General features: G+C 36.8%; 16 protein-coding genes and 1 pseudogene. 10 read left to right on the top strand and 7 right to left on the bottom strand.

The genetic code is table 11. The features are described from left to right. Positions 1–6 precede the first annotated feature (6 nt). From pstA to AsFPU1_RS11845, 4 genes and pseudogenes are all read left to right on the top strand, one after another. Complete coding sequence (gene pstA / locus AsFPU1_RS11860) at positions 7–903, top strand: phosphate ABC transporter permease PstA (RefSeq protein ID WP_124974776.1); 897 nt, start codon at positions 7–9, stop codon at positions 901–903. Positions 904–1072: 169 nt separating this feature from the next. Then, positions 1073–1888: a phosphate ABC transporter ATP-binding protein PstB gene (gene pstB, locus AsFPU1_RS11855; protein WP_124974774.1), complete on the top strand. Its 816-nt coding sequence runs from the start codon at positions 1073–1075 to the stop codon at positions 1886–1888. Between the two features lie 45 nt (positions 1889–1933). Further along, positions 1934–2728 carry a phosphate ABC transporter ATP-binding protein PstB gene (pstB, locus tag AsFPU1_RS11850; protein ID WP_124974772.1) on the top strand — a complete coding sequence of 265 codons (795 nt, stop codon included), beginning with the start codon at positions 1934–1936 and terminating at the stop codon, positions 2726–2728. 119 nt (positions 2729–2847) lie between these two features. Beyond that, positions 2848–3216, top strand: a pseudogene (locus AsFPU1_RS11845) (Uma2 family endonuclease); the annotation flags it as partial. Positions 3217–3686: 470 nt separating this feature from the next. Here AsFPU1_RS11845 and cobT read toward each other — a convergent pair. From cobT to AsFPU1_RS11830, 3 genes are all read right to left on the bottom strand, one after another. Beyond that, on the bottom strand, positions 3687–4808 hold the full coding sequence (gene cobT / locus AsFPU1_RS11840; protein ID WP_124974770.1) for a nicotinate mononucleotide-dependent phosphoribosyltransferase CobT: 1122 nt from the start codon (positions 4806–4808) through the stop codon (positions 3687–3689). Positions 4809–4823: 15 nt separating this feature from the next. Next, positions 4824–5579, bottom strand: a complete 756-nt coding sequence (locus tag AsFPU1_RS11835) for a DUF2232 domain-containing protein (protein ID WP_124974768.1) — start codon at positions 5577–5579, stop codon at positions 4824–4826. A gap of 109 nt (positions 5580–5688) precedes the next feature. Beyond that, positions 5689–6396 carry a Crp/Fnr family transcriptional regulator gene (locus AsFPU1_RS11830; protein WP_124974766.1) on the bottom strand — a complete coding sequence of 236 codons (708 nt, stop codon included), beginning with the start codon at positions 6394–6396 and terminating at the stop codon, positions 5689–5691. A gap of 98 nt (positions 6397–6494) precedes the next feature. Here AsFPU1_RS11830 and AsFPU1_RS11825 point away from each other — a divergent pair, with 98 nt between their 5' ends. Then, positions 6495–8225 carry a hypothetical protein gene (locus tag AsFPU1_RS11825; RefSeq protein ID WP_124974764.1) on the top strand — a complete coding sequence of 577 codons (1731 nt, stop codon included), beginning with the start codon at positions 6495–6497 and terminating at the stop codon, positions 8223–8225. Positions 8226–8608: 383 nt separating this feature from the next. Here the strand turns inward: AsFPU1_RS11825 and AsFPU1_RS11820 are convergent, their stop codons facing one another. After that, the gene (locus AsFPU1_RS11820; protein ID WP_124974762.1) at positions 8609–9049 is read right to left on the bottom strand and encodes a DUF29 domain-containing protein; all 441 of its coding nucleotides are present in this window, start codon (positions 9047–9049) and stop codon (positions 8609–8611) included. Between the two features lie 612 nt (positions 9050–9661). Here AsFPU1_RS11820 and AsFPU1_RS11815 point away from each other — a divergent pair. Next, positions 9662–10123: a hypothetical protein gene (locus tag AsFPU1_RS11815; RefSeq protein ID WP_124974760.1), complete on the top strand. Its 462-nt coding sequence runs from the start codon at positions 9662–9664 to the stop codon at positions 10121–10123. Positions 10124–10424: 301 nt separating this feature from the next. After that, positions 10425–11588, top strand: coding sequence for an NHL repeat-containing protein (locus tag AsFPU1_RS11810; RefSeq protein WP_124974758.1), 1164 nt, complete (start codon positions 10425–10427; stop codon positions 11586–11588). Between the two features lie 183 nt (positions 11589–11771). Here AsFPU1_RS11810 and AsFPU1_RS11805 read toward each other — a convergent pair whose 3' ends face one another. After that, positions 11772–12113: a hypothetical protein gene (locus AsFPU1_RS11805; protein WP_227873514.1), complete on the bottom strand. Its 342-nt coding sequence runs from the start codon at positions 12111–12113 to the stop codon at positions 11772–11774. 259 nt (positions 12114–12372) lie between these two features. Here AsFPU1_RS11805 and hypA point away from each other — a divergent pair, with 259 nt between their 5' ends. Beyond that, positions 12373–12717, top strand: a complete 345-nt coding sequence (gene hypA / locus AsFPU1_RS11800; protein ID WP_124974756.1) for a hydrogenase maturation nickel metallochaperone HypA — start codon at positions 12373–12375, stop codon at positions 12715–12717. Continuing rightward, positions 12708–13622: a hydrogenase nickel incorporation protein HypB gene (hypB, locus tag AsFPU1_RS11795; protein WP_124974754.1), complete on the top strand. Its 915-nt coding sequence runs from the start codon at positions 12708–12710 to the stop codon at positions 13620–13622. Before hypA ends, hypB begins: the two co-directional genes overlap by 10 nt. Positions 13623–13809: 187 nt before the next feature. On the opposite strand, the gene AsFPU1_RS11790 is transcribed toward hypB, so the two are convergent. Continuing rightward, positions 13810–14373 (bottom strand): Uma2 family endonuclease, encoded by a 564-nt coding sequence (locus AsFPU1_RS11790; protein ID WP_227873513.1) that lies wholly within the window; start codon positions 14371–14373, stop codon positions 13810–13812. A gap of 145 nt (positions 14374–14518) precedes the next feature. On the opposite strand from AsFPU1_RS11790, the gene ilvC reads away from it, so the two are divergent. Next, positions 14519–15511 carry a ketol-acid reductoisomerase gene (gene ilvC / locus AsFPU1_RS11785; RefSeq protein ID WP_124974752.1) on the top strand — a complete coding sequence of 331 codons (993 nt, stop codon included), beginning with the start codon at positions 14519–14521 and terminating at the stop codon, positions 15509–15511. A 7-nt stretch (positions 15512–15518) separates the two neighbouring features. Here ilvC and AsFPU1_RS11780 read toward each other — a convergent pair whose 3' ends face one another. Beyond that, on the bottom strand, positions 15519–15761 hold the full coding sequence (locus tag AsFPU1_RS11780; protein ID WP_124974750.1) for a hypothetical protein: 243 nt from the start codon (positions 15759–15761) through the stop codon (positions 15519–15521). Between the last annotated feature and the right edge of the window lie 295 nt (positions 15762–16056).

Here is a 16056-nt window from a genome sequence, read left to right as displayed (position 1 = left end):
TCCATTATGTCTAATTTAGAGCCTCAAAGAACAGGAATAAGTCTGAAAAAGAAGCCGGGTAGTCCCCGTTCTCTTTTTGATACTTTCTGGACAGTAATTGCTTCTTTATGTATGATTGTCACCTTAATTCCCCTATTTGCAGTGTTGATTTTTGTGGCAATCCAGGGATTTTCTCAACTTAATTTGAGTTTATTTACCGAACTTCCCCCACCTCCAGGACTCTCAGAAGGCGGCATTGCTAACGCACTTATCGGTACAATTATTACAGTATTGTTGGCCACAGCAATTGCGGTTCCTTTTGGGGTATTGGCTGCCGTTTATCTCTCGGAGTTTAGCGGAGGCAATAAAATTGCTCAATGGGTACGGTTTGCCACTAATGTTTTAAGTGGGGTTCCCTCAATTATAGCCGGAATTTTCGCTTTTGGGTTGTTAGTATCTAGTGGAATTGTTGGGTTTTCAGCCATCGCGGGGGGGTTTGCTTTAGCGGTGTTGATGTTACCTACAATTGTCCGTACAACGGATGAAGCATTACAAATCGTTCCCCAAGATGTACGGTGGGCAGCCTTTGGCATAGGGGCGTACAACTATCAAACTGTCTTAAAAGTTGTACTTCCGGCTGCTATTCCCTCTATTTTAACAGGTGTTACCTTAGCGGTTGCCCGTGCAGCCGGAGAAACGGCCCCACTGATTTTTACGGCTTTGTTTTCTAATTTTTGGCCTAGTGTACCACCCAAAGGTTTATTAGAACCTATCGCTACCCTCTCCGTTTTGGTTTATAATTTTGCGACTGTACCCTTTAAACCACAACAAGAATTAGCTTGGGCTGGCTCTTTAATTTTGGTATTATTAGTGTTAATTACCAGTGTTACCGCTCGTTGGGCTAGTCGTCAGAAAACCTATTAAATTAGTTAATAGTTGATAGTTGATAGTTAATAAGTAGGTAGACAAAATTAATTACACAAAATTTGTAGTAGGGGCGGGTTTTTTACAAAATCCATGATTCTCACCAAAAAGTTAGATAAACCCGCCCTGGTTTTTTGAGATAAATTAAACTTGTAAGGATGATGATAAAATGGATAATATAGATCAATCAGTCAGACCCGTTATGTCAACAGAAACAGTTTTTAGTTTAGAAAATGTCGATATTTATTACGGAAATTATCGAGCAGTTCGAGACATTAATTTTACCATTCCTAAAAATAAAGTAACTGCTTTTATTGGCCCTTCTGGTTGTGGAAAAAGTACAATATTACGATGTTTTAATCGACTCAATGACTTAATTGATAGTTTTCGTCTCGATGGAAAAATTGCCTATCATGGAGAAAATCTCTATGGGTCTGATATTGATCCCATAGAAGTCAGAAAATATATCGGAATGGTCTTTCAAAAACCCAATCCTTTCCCGAAAACTATTTACGATAATGTGGCTTATGGGGCAAGAGTTAATAGGTTTAAAGGAGATTTAGACGAATTAGTAGAAACATCCTTAAAACGGGCTGTTCTTTGGGATGAAGTGAAAGATAAATTACAAGAAAGTGGCTTTTCTTTATCAGGAGGGCAACAACAAAGACTTTGTATTGCTCGTACCATTGCGGCTCAACCAGAAGTTCTTTTAATGGATGAACCTTGTTCTGCATTAGACCCCATTTCTACCTTAAAAGTAGAAGAATTAATGCACGAACTCAAAGAAAATTATACCATTGTTATTGTCACCCACAATATGCAGCAAGCTACTCGTGTAGCTGATTTTACCGCCTTTTTCAATGCCGAAGCAACCCAGAAAGGAAGTAAAGTCGGTTATTTAGTAGAATATGACAAAACAGCAACGATTTTTTCTAATCCTTCTCAACAGTCTACCAGAGATTATGTTAGTGGAAAATTCGGTTAAACTTTTTCATGATTAAGAGTATTCAATTATAGTAATAAGGTTATTATGGTAACTAATGTGGTAACAGAAACTGTCTTGAAAACCGAAAAACTCAATGTTTTTTACGGTTCCAATTTAGCCGTTAGAGAAGTTTCCCTAGAGATTCCTCTTAATAAAGTAGTCGCCTTTATTGGCCCTTCTGGTTGTGGAAAAAGTACGGTTTTACGGTGTTTTAACCGGATGAATGATTTAATTCCTAGTGCCAGAATAGATGGCAAAATTACCTTTAGAGGTCACGATATTTACGCCCAAAAAGTTGACCCTGTTAACTTACGATGTCGTATTGGTATGGTCTTTCAAAAACCCAATCCTTTCCCGAAATCAATCTACGAAAATATTGCGTTTGGGGCGAGATTAAATGGGTTTAAAGGGGACATGGATGAGTTAGTAGAAATCTCCCTGAAAAAAGCGGTTATTTGGGATGAAACTAAAGATAAATTACACCAAAGTGGACTAGCTTTATCCGGGGGACAACAGCAAAGACTTTGTATTGCTAGGACTATTGCAGTTAAACCGGAGGTCATTTTAATGGATGAACCTTGTGCTGCCCTTGACCCTATTTCTACTCTAAAAATAGAAGAATTAATGCACGAATTAAAGAAAGAATATACCATTGTTATTGTTACCCATAATATGCAGCAAGCCTCACGGGTATCAGATTTAACCGCTTTTTATAATGCAGAACCCACACCAAAAGGTGGCAAGGTTGGGTATTTAGTGGAATATGATAGAACCGAGATAATTTTCCAAAATCCCGCCCAAAAATCCACCAGAGATTATGTTAGTGGAAGATTTGGGTAAGGTAATAGAGGCTAACACCTTGAAAGGTGTAGCTATTAAGGCAAAGCCCGCCTTCGCGGGCTGAGTTATTTGTTGATGTTACCATATTTAGTAAAAAGTAACTATTTCAATCAAAATCGATGGAAACTATTGCCATTCCTCAAGGATTTAGAGTAACTCCAGAACAATTTAATCAACTTGCAGATGCCGAACAACTAGCGAGAATGGAGTTAACTAAAGATGGAGAATTAATTATTATGAGTCCCACTGGTGGTACAGCAGGAGGAAAAAACTTCAACCTATATTTAGATTTAGGAATTTGGAATCGTCAAACTAAATTAGGACAAGCTTTTGATTCTTCGACGGTTTTTGTTCTCCCTAATGGTGCTAGAAGAAGTCCTGATGTTAGCTGGATTAAACTTGAACGATGGAATCAACTAACCCTCACACAACAAGATGGCTTTCCGCCAATAGTTCCTGATTTCATTATTGAATTAGTAAGTCCTAGTTTAGTAGGATTTCTCCGCATTTTGGGGTAAACTGTATGCTATGTTATAAAATCTCGGAAGGTGGGTTACGGCGCAGCCAGGAAAACTAGATTATAATTCAAAGATTATGACCCGCGCCTAACCCACTCTACGATATATAAGATTTTGTTATCACCACAAGTACGGGATAGCCAAAATTTATAATTCATAATTTATAATTCATAATTCATAAAACTTTATCAGGAGAAGATATTTTACCTGGCTTTATTTTAGATTTAAGTCAGATTTTTTAAGCGTTGTTCAGTAGGATTTGTCCGCATCTTGGGGTAAACTGTATTCTATGTTACAAAATTTCCGAAGGTGGGTTAGGTTGCGGACAGGAAAACTAGATTAGAATTCACAAATTATGACCCGCGCCTAACCCCCCCTACGATATATAAGGTTTTGTTATCACCACAGGTACGGGAGAGCCAAAATTTATAATTCATAATTCATAATTTATAATTCATAGTTAAAAGGTTTTCAATAGCACTGAGCAACTTTTCTTGACTCCAATTATAGGATAAATGAGCCGCGATCGCACAACCCCCTGCACCCACTCCTTCTTTAACGTATCCTTGTTCATAAATTCGTAATTGAGCATAGGAAGAAGTCGTAAAATTTAGTTGAGTACCTAATAACGAAACTGGGCCAATAGACTCAGCTAAACTTATTGTATCTCCCGTTAAATCTTCTGCTACCCAACGAGTTGTTCCTACTACAATATTCTCTAAATTAGCTGTTTCTTGGGTACTATTAATAATCGCTTGAATTAACCCATAAACCGCTAACATTTGGGTTCCTCCTGCTAATAAAACCCCTGTATAACGACTTGCGGTGATGGCCATTCCAGCCGCTATAATTTGCATGGGATCTCCTACTGCAGCAACTAATTTAAACGGATCAATAGGGGATAATATTGGGTAAAATTCAGCATTAATAAGTCCTTTTTCTACAATTAATTCTTTTTGTTGATGATTGCATTGAGGATGACTACTATTCACTTTTCCAGTAGCATTAATCCCTAATCCGGTTAAAATTGCCAAAGCTGTTGTTGTTCCTCCCACCACACATTCACTAATTATTAAATAACTTTTTGGGTTTTGTTTTGCTAATTTTTCTCCCCATTCTAATCCTTGTTGAAATAAATGATAAACTGTTGCTAATGGTAAAGCTTTTCCAGTAGTTAAACAATTAGCAGCTAAACCCCCTAAATTAATATGAGGCACATTGGGGTTAACAAGTAATCCTCCATTAAATAAATAAATAGGAATTTGACAAGATTCAACCACAGCGCGAGTTATAAAGACTGGTGAAACGCCATTAATTAAGGGAGGTAGGGGATATTGATAATGAGATTGAATGCCTTTAATTAGAAATTCTGCATCAGCTAAAGCTGTGTATTTTCTGTCTTCTGGGGTTGCCCCCGCCGCCGAAATTCCAGGAATTAATCCGGTAGCAGTAAAACCTAAAATACAACTAAAAATAGGCGAATAATTCTGATATTTTTCTAACCAAGTGTTGCCTAGTTTTAGTTCAGTATAAACTTTAATACTTTTCTGAAAATTAATCATTAGGACTGTTATAGATTATTCATAATCTAAAATAACTTTAACCCAATTAGGAGGACGAGGAATAGGATTACCCAACTTATCTAAAACCAATAAAGAAACTAAATGAACCGCAAATAAATAGACTAAACTATTAACTAAAATTAAGCCAACAGCTAAACCTTCAATGAGAAAAAAACTAGGTTGAGCTAAAATCCCTAATGTTAGAAATAACCAATCAACAAAACCAGTCATTTGAGTAATAACATATTGCCATAAATCTTCCCCCAATAAAATTGAAAATAACCAGAAACGAAAGAAAAAACCAAAGGTTCCAATTAAAGCCCCAGTTATTAGAGAAAATGCCCAATTAGCCCCCCGTCGCCAACAATAACCCAACTGAACCCCCATTAACCCGTGGGGAATTAAAAACACAATACTGCGAGTTGGCCCCATTAATACTGTTAATAAAAGTCCTGAAACTAAAGCAGTCATCCAAGCAGCCCGATGTCCCCAGCGTAGATAAACTAAAGCAATAGGAACCGGAAAAAAAATGGTTAATACTGGCCCCAAAGGGAAATAATAATTAATTAACCAAATTAAACTTCCAGCACTAGCTAAAAAAGCCGTTTCTACCATCGCTAAGGTTTTTTGTGTTTTAACCGAAGAAGTAGTTAAAGATGAAGTTTTTTCAGAACAAGACTCAGGGGGAATGGTAGAAGGGGTATCATCCTCATCAACCCAATTAGATTCAGACTCAGATGATTGATTAGGGGTATCAGAAGGATAATTCATGTTATTAAGTAGGTGGTCATAATTAAACTTATATTGTCATTATTTCACAAGGGTGTAGGGGCGAGTTTATCTAACACATTGGTGAGAATCGCCAGTTAATGATCACCTATTAAGAAATAATCTGTTCTAGACCATCCAGAGAAGAAATACAAAGAATATCATCTTCTCGCTTAATTAAACCCTTTTTTTCTAATTTAGTGAGCGATCGCGTTACAGTTTCTCTAGCTAAACCACTGATACTACTTAACTCACGATGAGGTAAATTAGGAATCTCTATGCCTTTTTCAGTGTGTTTACCTTGTCCTTCGGCTAAAAATAACAAAGTATCCGCCACCCGTGAGAGACTATCAGCTTCTCGTAAACGTAGTCTACGATTGAGTTGTCGTAAGCGTTTGGCCATCAATTGAGCTAGTCGAACGCCAGCAATAGGGTCACTATGAAGAAGACTAACAAAATCTTGAGAGGGAATACTGCTAACCATCGTTGGGGTGAGAGTAATAGCATCTGTTGAACGGGGAACTTCTTCTAAAGCAGCCATTTCTCCAATAACTTCCCCTTTTCCCACAATATTAAGAGTAACTTCTTTTCCATCCACATTGTGAGTCCGAATTTTAACCCATCCTTCTAAAATAAAATAGACTGAACCACCCCAATCATTTTCTAACAAAATAATCCGATTAGCCGGATGGCTACGAATCACAGCATGACCCAAGAGCAATTCTAAACTCTCTGACGGTAATCCAGCAAAAAAAGGGGCTGCTTCTAACAGAATCCCGATATCGGACGGTTGAATGCGATAGTTGTTTTGATCTTCCATGAACCCGTGAGCAGATTATTGATTGATCTGCTATGCTAAGCCTATCAAAAATCTTAGGGTTTAAGTTATCTTTTCTGGGGCATTTTTAGTGGATTATTGTGACTGTTCAAGATGATCTCTCCTCCTTAATCACTTCCCTTGAACGGGTTCTCTGGGAAGGACAACTATCGGATAAACCAGAAGTGTCAGCCTTATTAGAGAGGGTAAGACATTACTTAATCGTGCGTCAATCATCTGCTGGTCATGAAGATTATGAAGCAACGGCCGAAAAATTGACCCAAGTGGTTCTAAATCGCTTAGAAACCCGTCTTACTGATTGTTTTCAACCCCTACAACGAGAATTAGACGCTTTACAATATCACAGACAATCTTTGTTACAAGAAACGCAAGCTCTAGAACAACAACGTCAACAGATGTTCGCTGAATTTTTGGAGGAGTTAACCAACCGTTGTAATGAAGTGCTACAACAACAATTATCGGTTCCCCAAGCAGAAGATACAACCCTCAACATTTCTTCTCAAGCTTCTCAAGAATTAGTCTATAGTCTTAATTCGACGTTTAAAACTGTTTTTGAGCGTTTAGTGCAAGATTTACAAGCTTATTCTGATTCTCTGACCGATGGCATTGAAAGAATGCACAGTTTGGGACAACAAGGAGAAGCTAAATTTTTGGCTTATTTTAACCGTCTACAACAACAATTAGAATTATCCCTCAATCAATTAACTCTACCACCTTCAAATCCGATTCAAACTGCAAAAAATTGGTATTTAGCCCTTGATTTAACGGCTAAAGCTTTCAATGGGACGTTATTTGCCGTAGATTCTCATCAAGGGCAACTGTTAACCATGTATCCCCTTTCCCAAGGGGTTAACCCTGATGCTACTGATTCTAATTTATCTAATCCACAACAACGCTTAATTGCCTTGAGAGACGGTTTAACCCATCAAGATGAATCTTTTATCCTAGAACTAACTCAAGAGTCTTTAGAGGAGATTTTAAGTCAATTAAAGACTGTAATCTTAGTTTGTCCCCCCCAGTGGAATGATAGCGATCGCGCTCAACTACAATCAGTTATTTTAGAGACAAATTGGGTGGCCACTCCTCAAGATATTTTGTGGGTTCCTCCCTCAATTATCCTAACTTTAGCTTATTTTCCCCTAGAAGAAAGGGATATTTCAGAAAAATTGTCTCTTACCTCTTTGGTGATCAATATAGGGGAAACCATGACAGAATTATCCTTAGTAGAGATTCCTGAGCTTTTTTCTAGTTTAACCACCCAAGAGTTAGCTTATGGTAGACAAGCTCTTGATCAAGATATACTTTGTCAGTTAATTTATCCTCAATGGTCGGCTCAAATTAGCCAAAATTTACCGAATCTTTTGCAACCATTTCCTAACCCTGGACAACCTGATCTCTCTCAAAGAACAGCCTTAAAGCAACAATTGCAAGTTCATCCTTTAGGCAATGCGTTTTTAGAGGCCGCTCAATTAACGCGAATGATCTTACAACAACAGGATACCTTTGCTTCGACTCTAAGCCAACAATCTTGGGGAGTGACTCGTCAAAGTATGAGGGAACAGGTGCTTAAATATTGGTTAATACAATTAAATCAGGCGATCGCTGCACTTTTGGTTCAAGGAGGAAAATTACCTGCTCAAATTGGACAAATTATTGCTACAGGAGAAGGAATATCCGGTATTGAATATTGTTTATCTCCTTGGTTTGAGGAAAAATTTTCTCAAGCTAATTTTATTTTAGACAAGTCAGAAGAAACCGAGTCATCTATAGTTCAAGGATTAACTCGTTTACCCTTCTTTTTATCGAATTAATGTTAATGCACAGCCAGGGCGGGTTTATGTAACTTTTTTGGATTCTACCGGACTTACTATGCTAAATTAATAATCAATAAAAGGCTAAAGCCTTATGCTATAGAAACGAAGTCCGACGAGCGTGGACAGGTATTATAGGTTGCGTAGGCAACCTTTGTTTGTATAGCTTAACTCTTAAGAGTTAAAGTCCATTGTTTGTGATAATTTAGGATAACTTGTCCGGTAGAACCGTTTTTTTTTCGAGAATCATGGATTTATGCAAAAAACCCAGGGCGGGTTGATCTAGTTTTTTTGTGAGAATCATGGATTTATGCAAAAAACCCGCCCCTACGACGAATTTTATGTAATTAATTTTGTCAACCTATTTATTTTTAAATGAATCTTTAAGGCAGTAAATCCGCAAGCAAATAAGGACAGACTAAAGGAATATCAGAAGGAGGATAATCAATCAGATATAAGTCAACTGCATCTGAATATATACCCTGCCATTCTGTTTCTAATTTGGGCTTCATCGATGGGCTATATCGACGTTTAAGCGTGTTAGAAAAAGCTTTAATTTCAGCTTGCCAATGGTGATTACACTCAGGTTTTTTGGCGTAATCAATCTTGAGACGATGTTGAAGAATACGAGTGAGTAGAGAGACTACCGCTTGATAATCACTACGTCCCAAAGCTTCGATCTCCTCAATAATATTTTCCCAGTCCAATGCCTCTAACTTTTTCAATTCCTGATGAGTATTAACAAGTTCTCTCAAAGCTTGAGTCTGTTCTATTGTCCATTGGTAATAATCTGTCTCGTAAGTTTCTATCTTTATGTGAGTCATGGGTTAAACTCCTATAAACTAAGTAGGTGGTCATAATTAAAGTAACAATAGAAAAGTTCGTAGTGATGGCTTTAGCCATTATTATACAAAGCTTTCAATCCCGTCAAGGGAACCTACTACAAACATTAGTTTATGTATAACCCCCTACTTAGTTGTTTTAATAAGTCCAGAAGCCTGTTAAATTAATTATACTAATTATAGAGTTGCACTCAAGCATAAGCAGTAGTGTTTTTCTGAACTTCAGCTAACGGTTAAAAATTTTTGGGGTAAGGGAACTGATATTTTTACAATGGGGTTATAGTATTTATAGGCAGCCAGATCTGTATTTATGCACTCAGTCTCAAGAGTAGATTTAATCAAAGATATAGACTCTTAATTTACTATTCTAGACAGAAGGGAGGAAAACTCAGTGAAAGGTTAAGGTATGATCCTTTACAACCCAGTTTTAATCAACTTTTTAGCCATTTTAAGTACCATGTCATCCTCCCCCAAATAAGTCTCAAAAAATACCCTTAAAACAGGATGTTATATTTAGAGATGAACTGAATTCCGTGACGGTACTGGGGATGACTTCAGAAGCTTATTCCCCAGTGTTTTATTTTTTTATAGCTTATGAACTATCCGGTAATTCATGTAATTATTTTACTTAATTTAATATTTTTTGTTCCTTTAATAATAACCAGTTCTGTACAAGCTAATCAAATAACTAATCAAGGCATTATAACACAAGAATTGCCTAATGTCAATCAAACTCAAGACTTTATTATTGGAATTTGGCGTGGCTTTCATGAAGCGGAAGGAAAGACAATGTATTATGGTTATGTCTTTAGACAGAATCAGACTTTTTTAGCAAGACATCGAGTTTATCAAGGGGAAATAACAATTTATGATCAGTTTTGGCAAGGTAAATGGCAATTTGAGGGTAATATTTTATTCCTTGAAGGAGTCAGTCAAAATAATACTCAAACATCTCTTAAATTGCAGTTTCGTTTAGACAAAGATTTAAAATTTTATTATCAAGAAGGTTCTTCATCTATTCCCTATATTCCCCTAAGTTTAGGAAAATCACAATAAAATTATGAATTATGAATTATGAATTATGAATTATGAATTATGAATTATGAATTAAGTAGGTAGACAAAATTAATTACACAAAATTTGTAGGGGCGGGTTTTTGTAGGGGCGGGTTTTTTACATAAATCAATGATTCTCACAAAAAAATTAAATAAACCCGCCCTTACTACCTTTGTTACTCAACCATTACGACTATATCAAAACCCGCCCCTACTGTGCAATTAATTTTGCTTCGGTACTTATGAATTGAGTCACATCTGAAATTTTAAGATAGAGTTTATAAAATTAAGCATTATGAATTATGAATCACCCCACTCCCATAGATAAAACTTTTATCAATATTCTTTCACCCGAAGGCGCACAAATTATTCTAGGGGAACAGGGGTCAGAAAATTTAGTCATGCCTTTACAACCGAGTAATCAGACAATGTTCGGGCCAAGAGGGGCCTGTTTAATCTCCGAAACTGGGCCCTTATGGGTATCAGACACAGGACACCATCGTCTGTTAGGATGGAGACATTGCCCCGAAACCGATGGTCAACCAGCAGATTGGGTCATCGGACAACCAGACTTTACCCAAGAAGGACAAAACGCCAAAGGAACCCCCCAAGCTAATACAGTTAGCGTCCCGACCGGCATTTGCGCTTGTGGTGAAGGGTTAGCCGTAGCAGATGCTTGGAACCATCGGGTCTTAATTTGGCATCATCTCCCCGAAGATAATAACGTTCCTGCCGATATTGTCCTCGGACAAGCCAATTTTGAGCAAAATTCCCCTAATAGAGGTCACGGAGAAACAGCCGCAGATAGACTACACTGGCCCTATGGTTTATTGTATCATCAAGGACGGTTATTTGTCGCCGATACAGGCAACCGACGGGTTTTAGTGTGGAATACAGTCCCAACAGAAAATGGACAACCTGCAGATTATGTTCTCGGACAACCTCAACTCAACTTACGAGACGAAAATGGGGGGGGAAGTCCATCAAACTCTAGTATGCGTTGGCCTCATGCTTTAGCCATTTGGCAAAATAACTTAGTGTTAGCGGATGCAGGAAATCACCGTTTAATGATTTGGGACGGAATACCTAATAATAATAATATACCTTGTCAGATTGTGTTAGGACAAAGTAATTTTACAGGGGCAGAACTTAATCAAGGGGGCTATTTACCCGCTTCTAATAGTCTTAGTATGCCTTATGGGGTTGCTGTCTCAGATGAATGGTTAATGGCCGCAGATACAGCAAATTCTCGCTTATTAGGCTGGAAAAATGTCCCCCGAATGGGGGTATCGGCCCAAGGTTTAACAGGTCAAATTCATTTTGCCAGTAAAAGTGAAAATCGTTCTTATGGACGTTCTTATCGTAATAGTTTAAGTTGGCCTTATGGGATTCAAATTTGTGGTCGTCGGGCAATTATTTCTGATTCTGGAAATAATCGGATTTTGTTATGGTCACTTAATTCTTAAAAAATTACTACAATTTAGTTTTACCGGACAAGTTATGCTAAATTATTACAAATAATAGGCTTTAACTCTAAAGAGTTAAGCTATAGAAACAAAGGTTGCCTTCGCAACCTAATATTAAGTCCGCGAAGGCGGACTTCGTTTTTATAGCATAAGGCTTTAGCCTTTTATTAATTATTAGTTTAGCTATAATCTCAGTAACTCTTGATATCGAGTTTCTACTTGAGAAATTAACTGATTTAACTCAGAATCATTCTCTAACAATTCCCAAACTTGAAAAATATAATCTGAAGACACTTCTTCAAACAGACTATTTTTTTGAGGAAGTTTTTCTAAGTATTGTCCAAGAATTTTTATTGTTTCAAATAGCCATTTACCCTCTCCTTTTTTTTCTAATTCTTGATAAAGATTTTTACCTTTTTTTAAAGCAGTTTCAATGCGAATTAATTTAGTCTTTTCCTGATTAATTAACCATTGTTGCATATCAGGAGGATATTGATTAAACTGTTCCCTAATATTAATAGACATTACCTATTATCTCCTAAATTTATAAGTGCTTAAACAAAATTAATTACACATAGCAGGGCGAGTTTAGCTAGTTTTTTTGTGAGAATCATTGATTTATGTAAAAAACCCGCCCCTACAAAAACTCCCCCGTTCCACATTTACATCTCATTTAAAAATGCTATATCAATTTAGACAACAGCTTCTTAAGAATTTATAAAAAAATTGGACTTAACCAAATTTTTGCTATTTAATCAAATCATCTTAACCCCATGATTATATCATGCATGAACTGGGAATTACTCATAATATTGTTGCCATTGTCATTGAAAATGCTCAAGGTTTAACCGTTAAGCGCGTAACAGTAGAAATTGGGCAATTATCAGCTATTATGCCTGATGCTATTCGGTTTTGTTTTGATATTTGTTGTCAAGGCACAATTTTAGATGGCACAACCTTAGAAATTATTGAGATACCAGGATTAGGAAAATGTCGTCATTGTGGCACAAGAATTCCTTTATCTCAACCCTTTGGTCAATGTTATAATTGTGGCAGCATAGAATTAGAAATTATTCAAGGACAAGAGTTAAAAATTAAAGAAATGGAGGTAGAAGAAATATGTGTGTAACTTGTGGTTGTTCCGATGAAGCAAATGTTACCTTAACTAATATGGAAACCGGAGTTAAAACAGCAATAGAAGAACACCATCATACTCATACTTTACCTGATGGAACAGTCATTACTCATAGTCATCATCATCAAGAAAAAGAGCATCATCAAACTCATAGTCATACCTTAACTGAGGGGACAGTTGTTACCCATACTCATACTTCATCAACTATAAATAGTCCCCAAATTCATGCTCAAATTCATGCTAAAACAATTAGTTTAGAAGAAAAACTATTACAAAAAAATGATTTAATAGCGGCTCAAAATCGGGGTTGGTTTAAAGGTCGTAATGTTTTAGCATTAAATCTAGTAAGTTCTCCCGGTTCAGGTAAAACGACTTTATTAACTCGCACTATTAAAGATTTAAAAGATAATTTATCTATTAGTGTTATTGAAGGGGATCAAGAAACGGCTAATGATGCCCAGAAAATTCGAGAAACCGGGTGTAAAGTAGTTCAAATAAATACGGGTACTGGCTGTCATTTAGAAGCGTCAATGATAGAAAGAGGTTATCAAGAATTAAAGCCTGAACCTAATTCTATTTTAATGATAGAAAATGTAGGTAATTTAGTGTGTCCGGCTTTATTTGATTTAGGAGAATATGCCAAAGTTGCTATTCTTTCTGTAACAGAAGGAGAAGATAAACCTATCAAATATCCTCATATGTTTAGAGAAAGCAAGGTCATGATTTTGACTAAAATTGATTTACTGCCTTATGTTCCATTTGATCTTAATCTTTGTTTAGAATATGCTAAACAAGTTAATCCTAAAATTGAAATATTTCAGGTTTCTTCTTTAACCGGAGAAGGATTATCAAATTGGTATAATTGGTTAAAACAAACTTTGAAGGTAGAGACATTTTAGGTAATATTTTGACTTAATATTATATTGGAAGTGGTGTAGGGGCGGGTTTATCTAATATATCTCTTACAATATCAAAATTTTGTTAAAAACCCGCCCCTACGAGAATTGTGGGCAGAAATACCCCAAAATTATCAAGAGGTTTTCATAACCGGATTTGGTATAATATCTTATCTTGTGGTACAAGCTTCTAGCGTGTGATGCTTACTTTCCCCAACAACTTATTAACATTAATTTGAATAGTTGGAAAAGCTAAAGGAGAGATAAAACCATCTTTATAGTTGACTTCAATTTGATAATTATCATCTTGAGGATTTTGAAATACCTTAAGAGATTGGGACTTAATATCAATAATCCAATATTCTAATATATTAGCTTGTGCATAAGCTTTTTTCTTAATGCCTAAATCCTTGCTTAATGTGCTATGAGAAATCTCAATCAACCAGTAAATATCTTGTGCATAAGGGTGACGATTAATGTATAATGTATCAGGAGAACGAACAACAGCAATATCAGGTTCCGGTTCAGAATCTGACAAAGTAATCGGATGAGCTTCACTTACTTGAGCTTGTTCTCCTAACAGTAAACGGAGATATTGAGCGACACTCATATTAACAAAATGATGAAAAGGCCCTTCTGGACTCATTTGGATAATTTCTCCGAAAATTAATTCAACTCGGCGATCATTTAGTATTCCTGCCTCAATCATTTTGTGGTAATCTTCTACCGACCACTTAGCAATTATATTAGTCATAAATCTCTGGGTAATTGTTATAATATAAGTCTAAAATCATAAACCCTACTCAATGGTAACAAAGTTAAAGTAAAAAAAAGATTACAAATTCTTTGCTTTGAGATTATATAATGGAGAGTTTGGATAAGAATTAGGAGACAGCCTCATGGCTCGGATGTATTACGACGCAGATGCCAACCTCGACCTATTAGCAGATAAAACGGTCGCTATCATTGGTTATGGTTCCCAAGGTCATGCTCACGCCCTCAATTTAAAGGATAGCGGCGTTAAGGTCATTGTGGGGCTATATCCAGGCAGTAAATCAGCCCAAAAAGCTCAAGAAGCGGGATTACAGGTTCTCAGCGTTTCAGAAGCCGCTAGTGCCGCCGATTGGATTATGATACTATTACCCGATGAAGTCCAAAAAGCTGTATACAAAGCGGAAATTGAGCCTAATTTGACAGCAGGAAAGGTTCTATTTTTTGCCCATGGGTTTAATATTCATTTCGGTCAAGTTGTCCCCCCTGAGACCGTAGATGTTGTAATGGTAGCCCCTAAAGGGCCCGGACATTTAGTGCGACGTACCTATGAACAAGGAGAAGGAGTTCCCTGTTTATTTGCTGTGTATCAAGATGCTACCGGACAAGCCCGCGATCGCGCAATGGCTTATGCTAAAGGTATCGGAGGAACTCGGGCCGGTATCCTAGAAACCACCTTCCGCGAAGAAACCGAAACCGACTTATTTGGCGAACAAGTAGTGTTATGTGGGGGATTATCTGCCTTAATTAAAGCAGGTTTTGAAACCCTAGTTGCTGCTGGATATCAACCCGAATTAGCCTATTTTGAATGTCTCCACGAAGTCAAATTAATTGTGGATTTGATTGTAGAAGGTGGATTAGCCAAAATGCGCGATAGTATCTCGAATACGGCTGAATACGGCGATTTGACAAGGGGGCCACGTATTGTTACTGATGAAACCCGCGCTGAGATGAAGAAAATTCTTCAAGAAATTCAAAGCGGACAATTTGCACGGGAATTTGTTCTGGAAAATCAAGCTGGTAAACCTGGTTTTACGTCCATGCGTCGTCAAGAAGCAGAACATTCTATTGAAGAAGTAGGGAAAGATTTACGGGCTATGTTTAGTTGGTTAAAAAAATAAATTAACCTTAATTATTATCTAAGAGAGACCCTCTTTCTCCCTTAACCCGTTGTTCCATTCTATTAACTTCATTATCGTGTTGTTTACTGGGTTTTTCAATCTTGGGATTAGGCATTAAACCCAGTAACATTTTATTCACACTATTGCGAGTATTGAAACTAATAGTACTCAGGGGTTTGGGTAAAAAGCTATCCCCTGCGACAAAAAAAATTAACAAAGAAATAACTACCAAAGTTGAGATTGTTTTCATAGACGGCTCTTCAGACATAATGGGGTAAAATGTAGTTATAACTACATTTTATTGCTGGTCAATTTAGGCTCTCCCGATATCTTGGGGTAAAATGTATAATAGATTACAATATTTGAGATGGTGGGTTACGACGCGCCTTAAAACTTATTAGTTTTTCATCAAAATCATAGCCGCGTCTAACCCACCCTACGAACTATAAGCTTAACTTATCACCACAGATACGGGAGAGCCATTTAATATTGCATTATCATGGATAATAAGATTTAATATTAATTAAAACATCAAAAAAACATAC

Origin of the sequence: Aphanothece sacrum FPU1 (assembly GCF_003864295.1) — a bacterium.
Classification (GTDB): Bacteria; Cyanobacteriota; Cyanobacteriia; order Cyanobacteriales; family Microcystaceae; genus Aphanothece_B; species Aphanothece_B sacrum.
The sequence above is the reverse complement of the archived record's forward strand: the minus strand, read 5'-3'. Positions and strand labels throughout refer to the sequence as shown.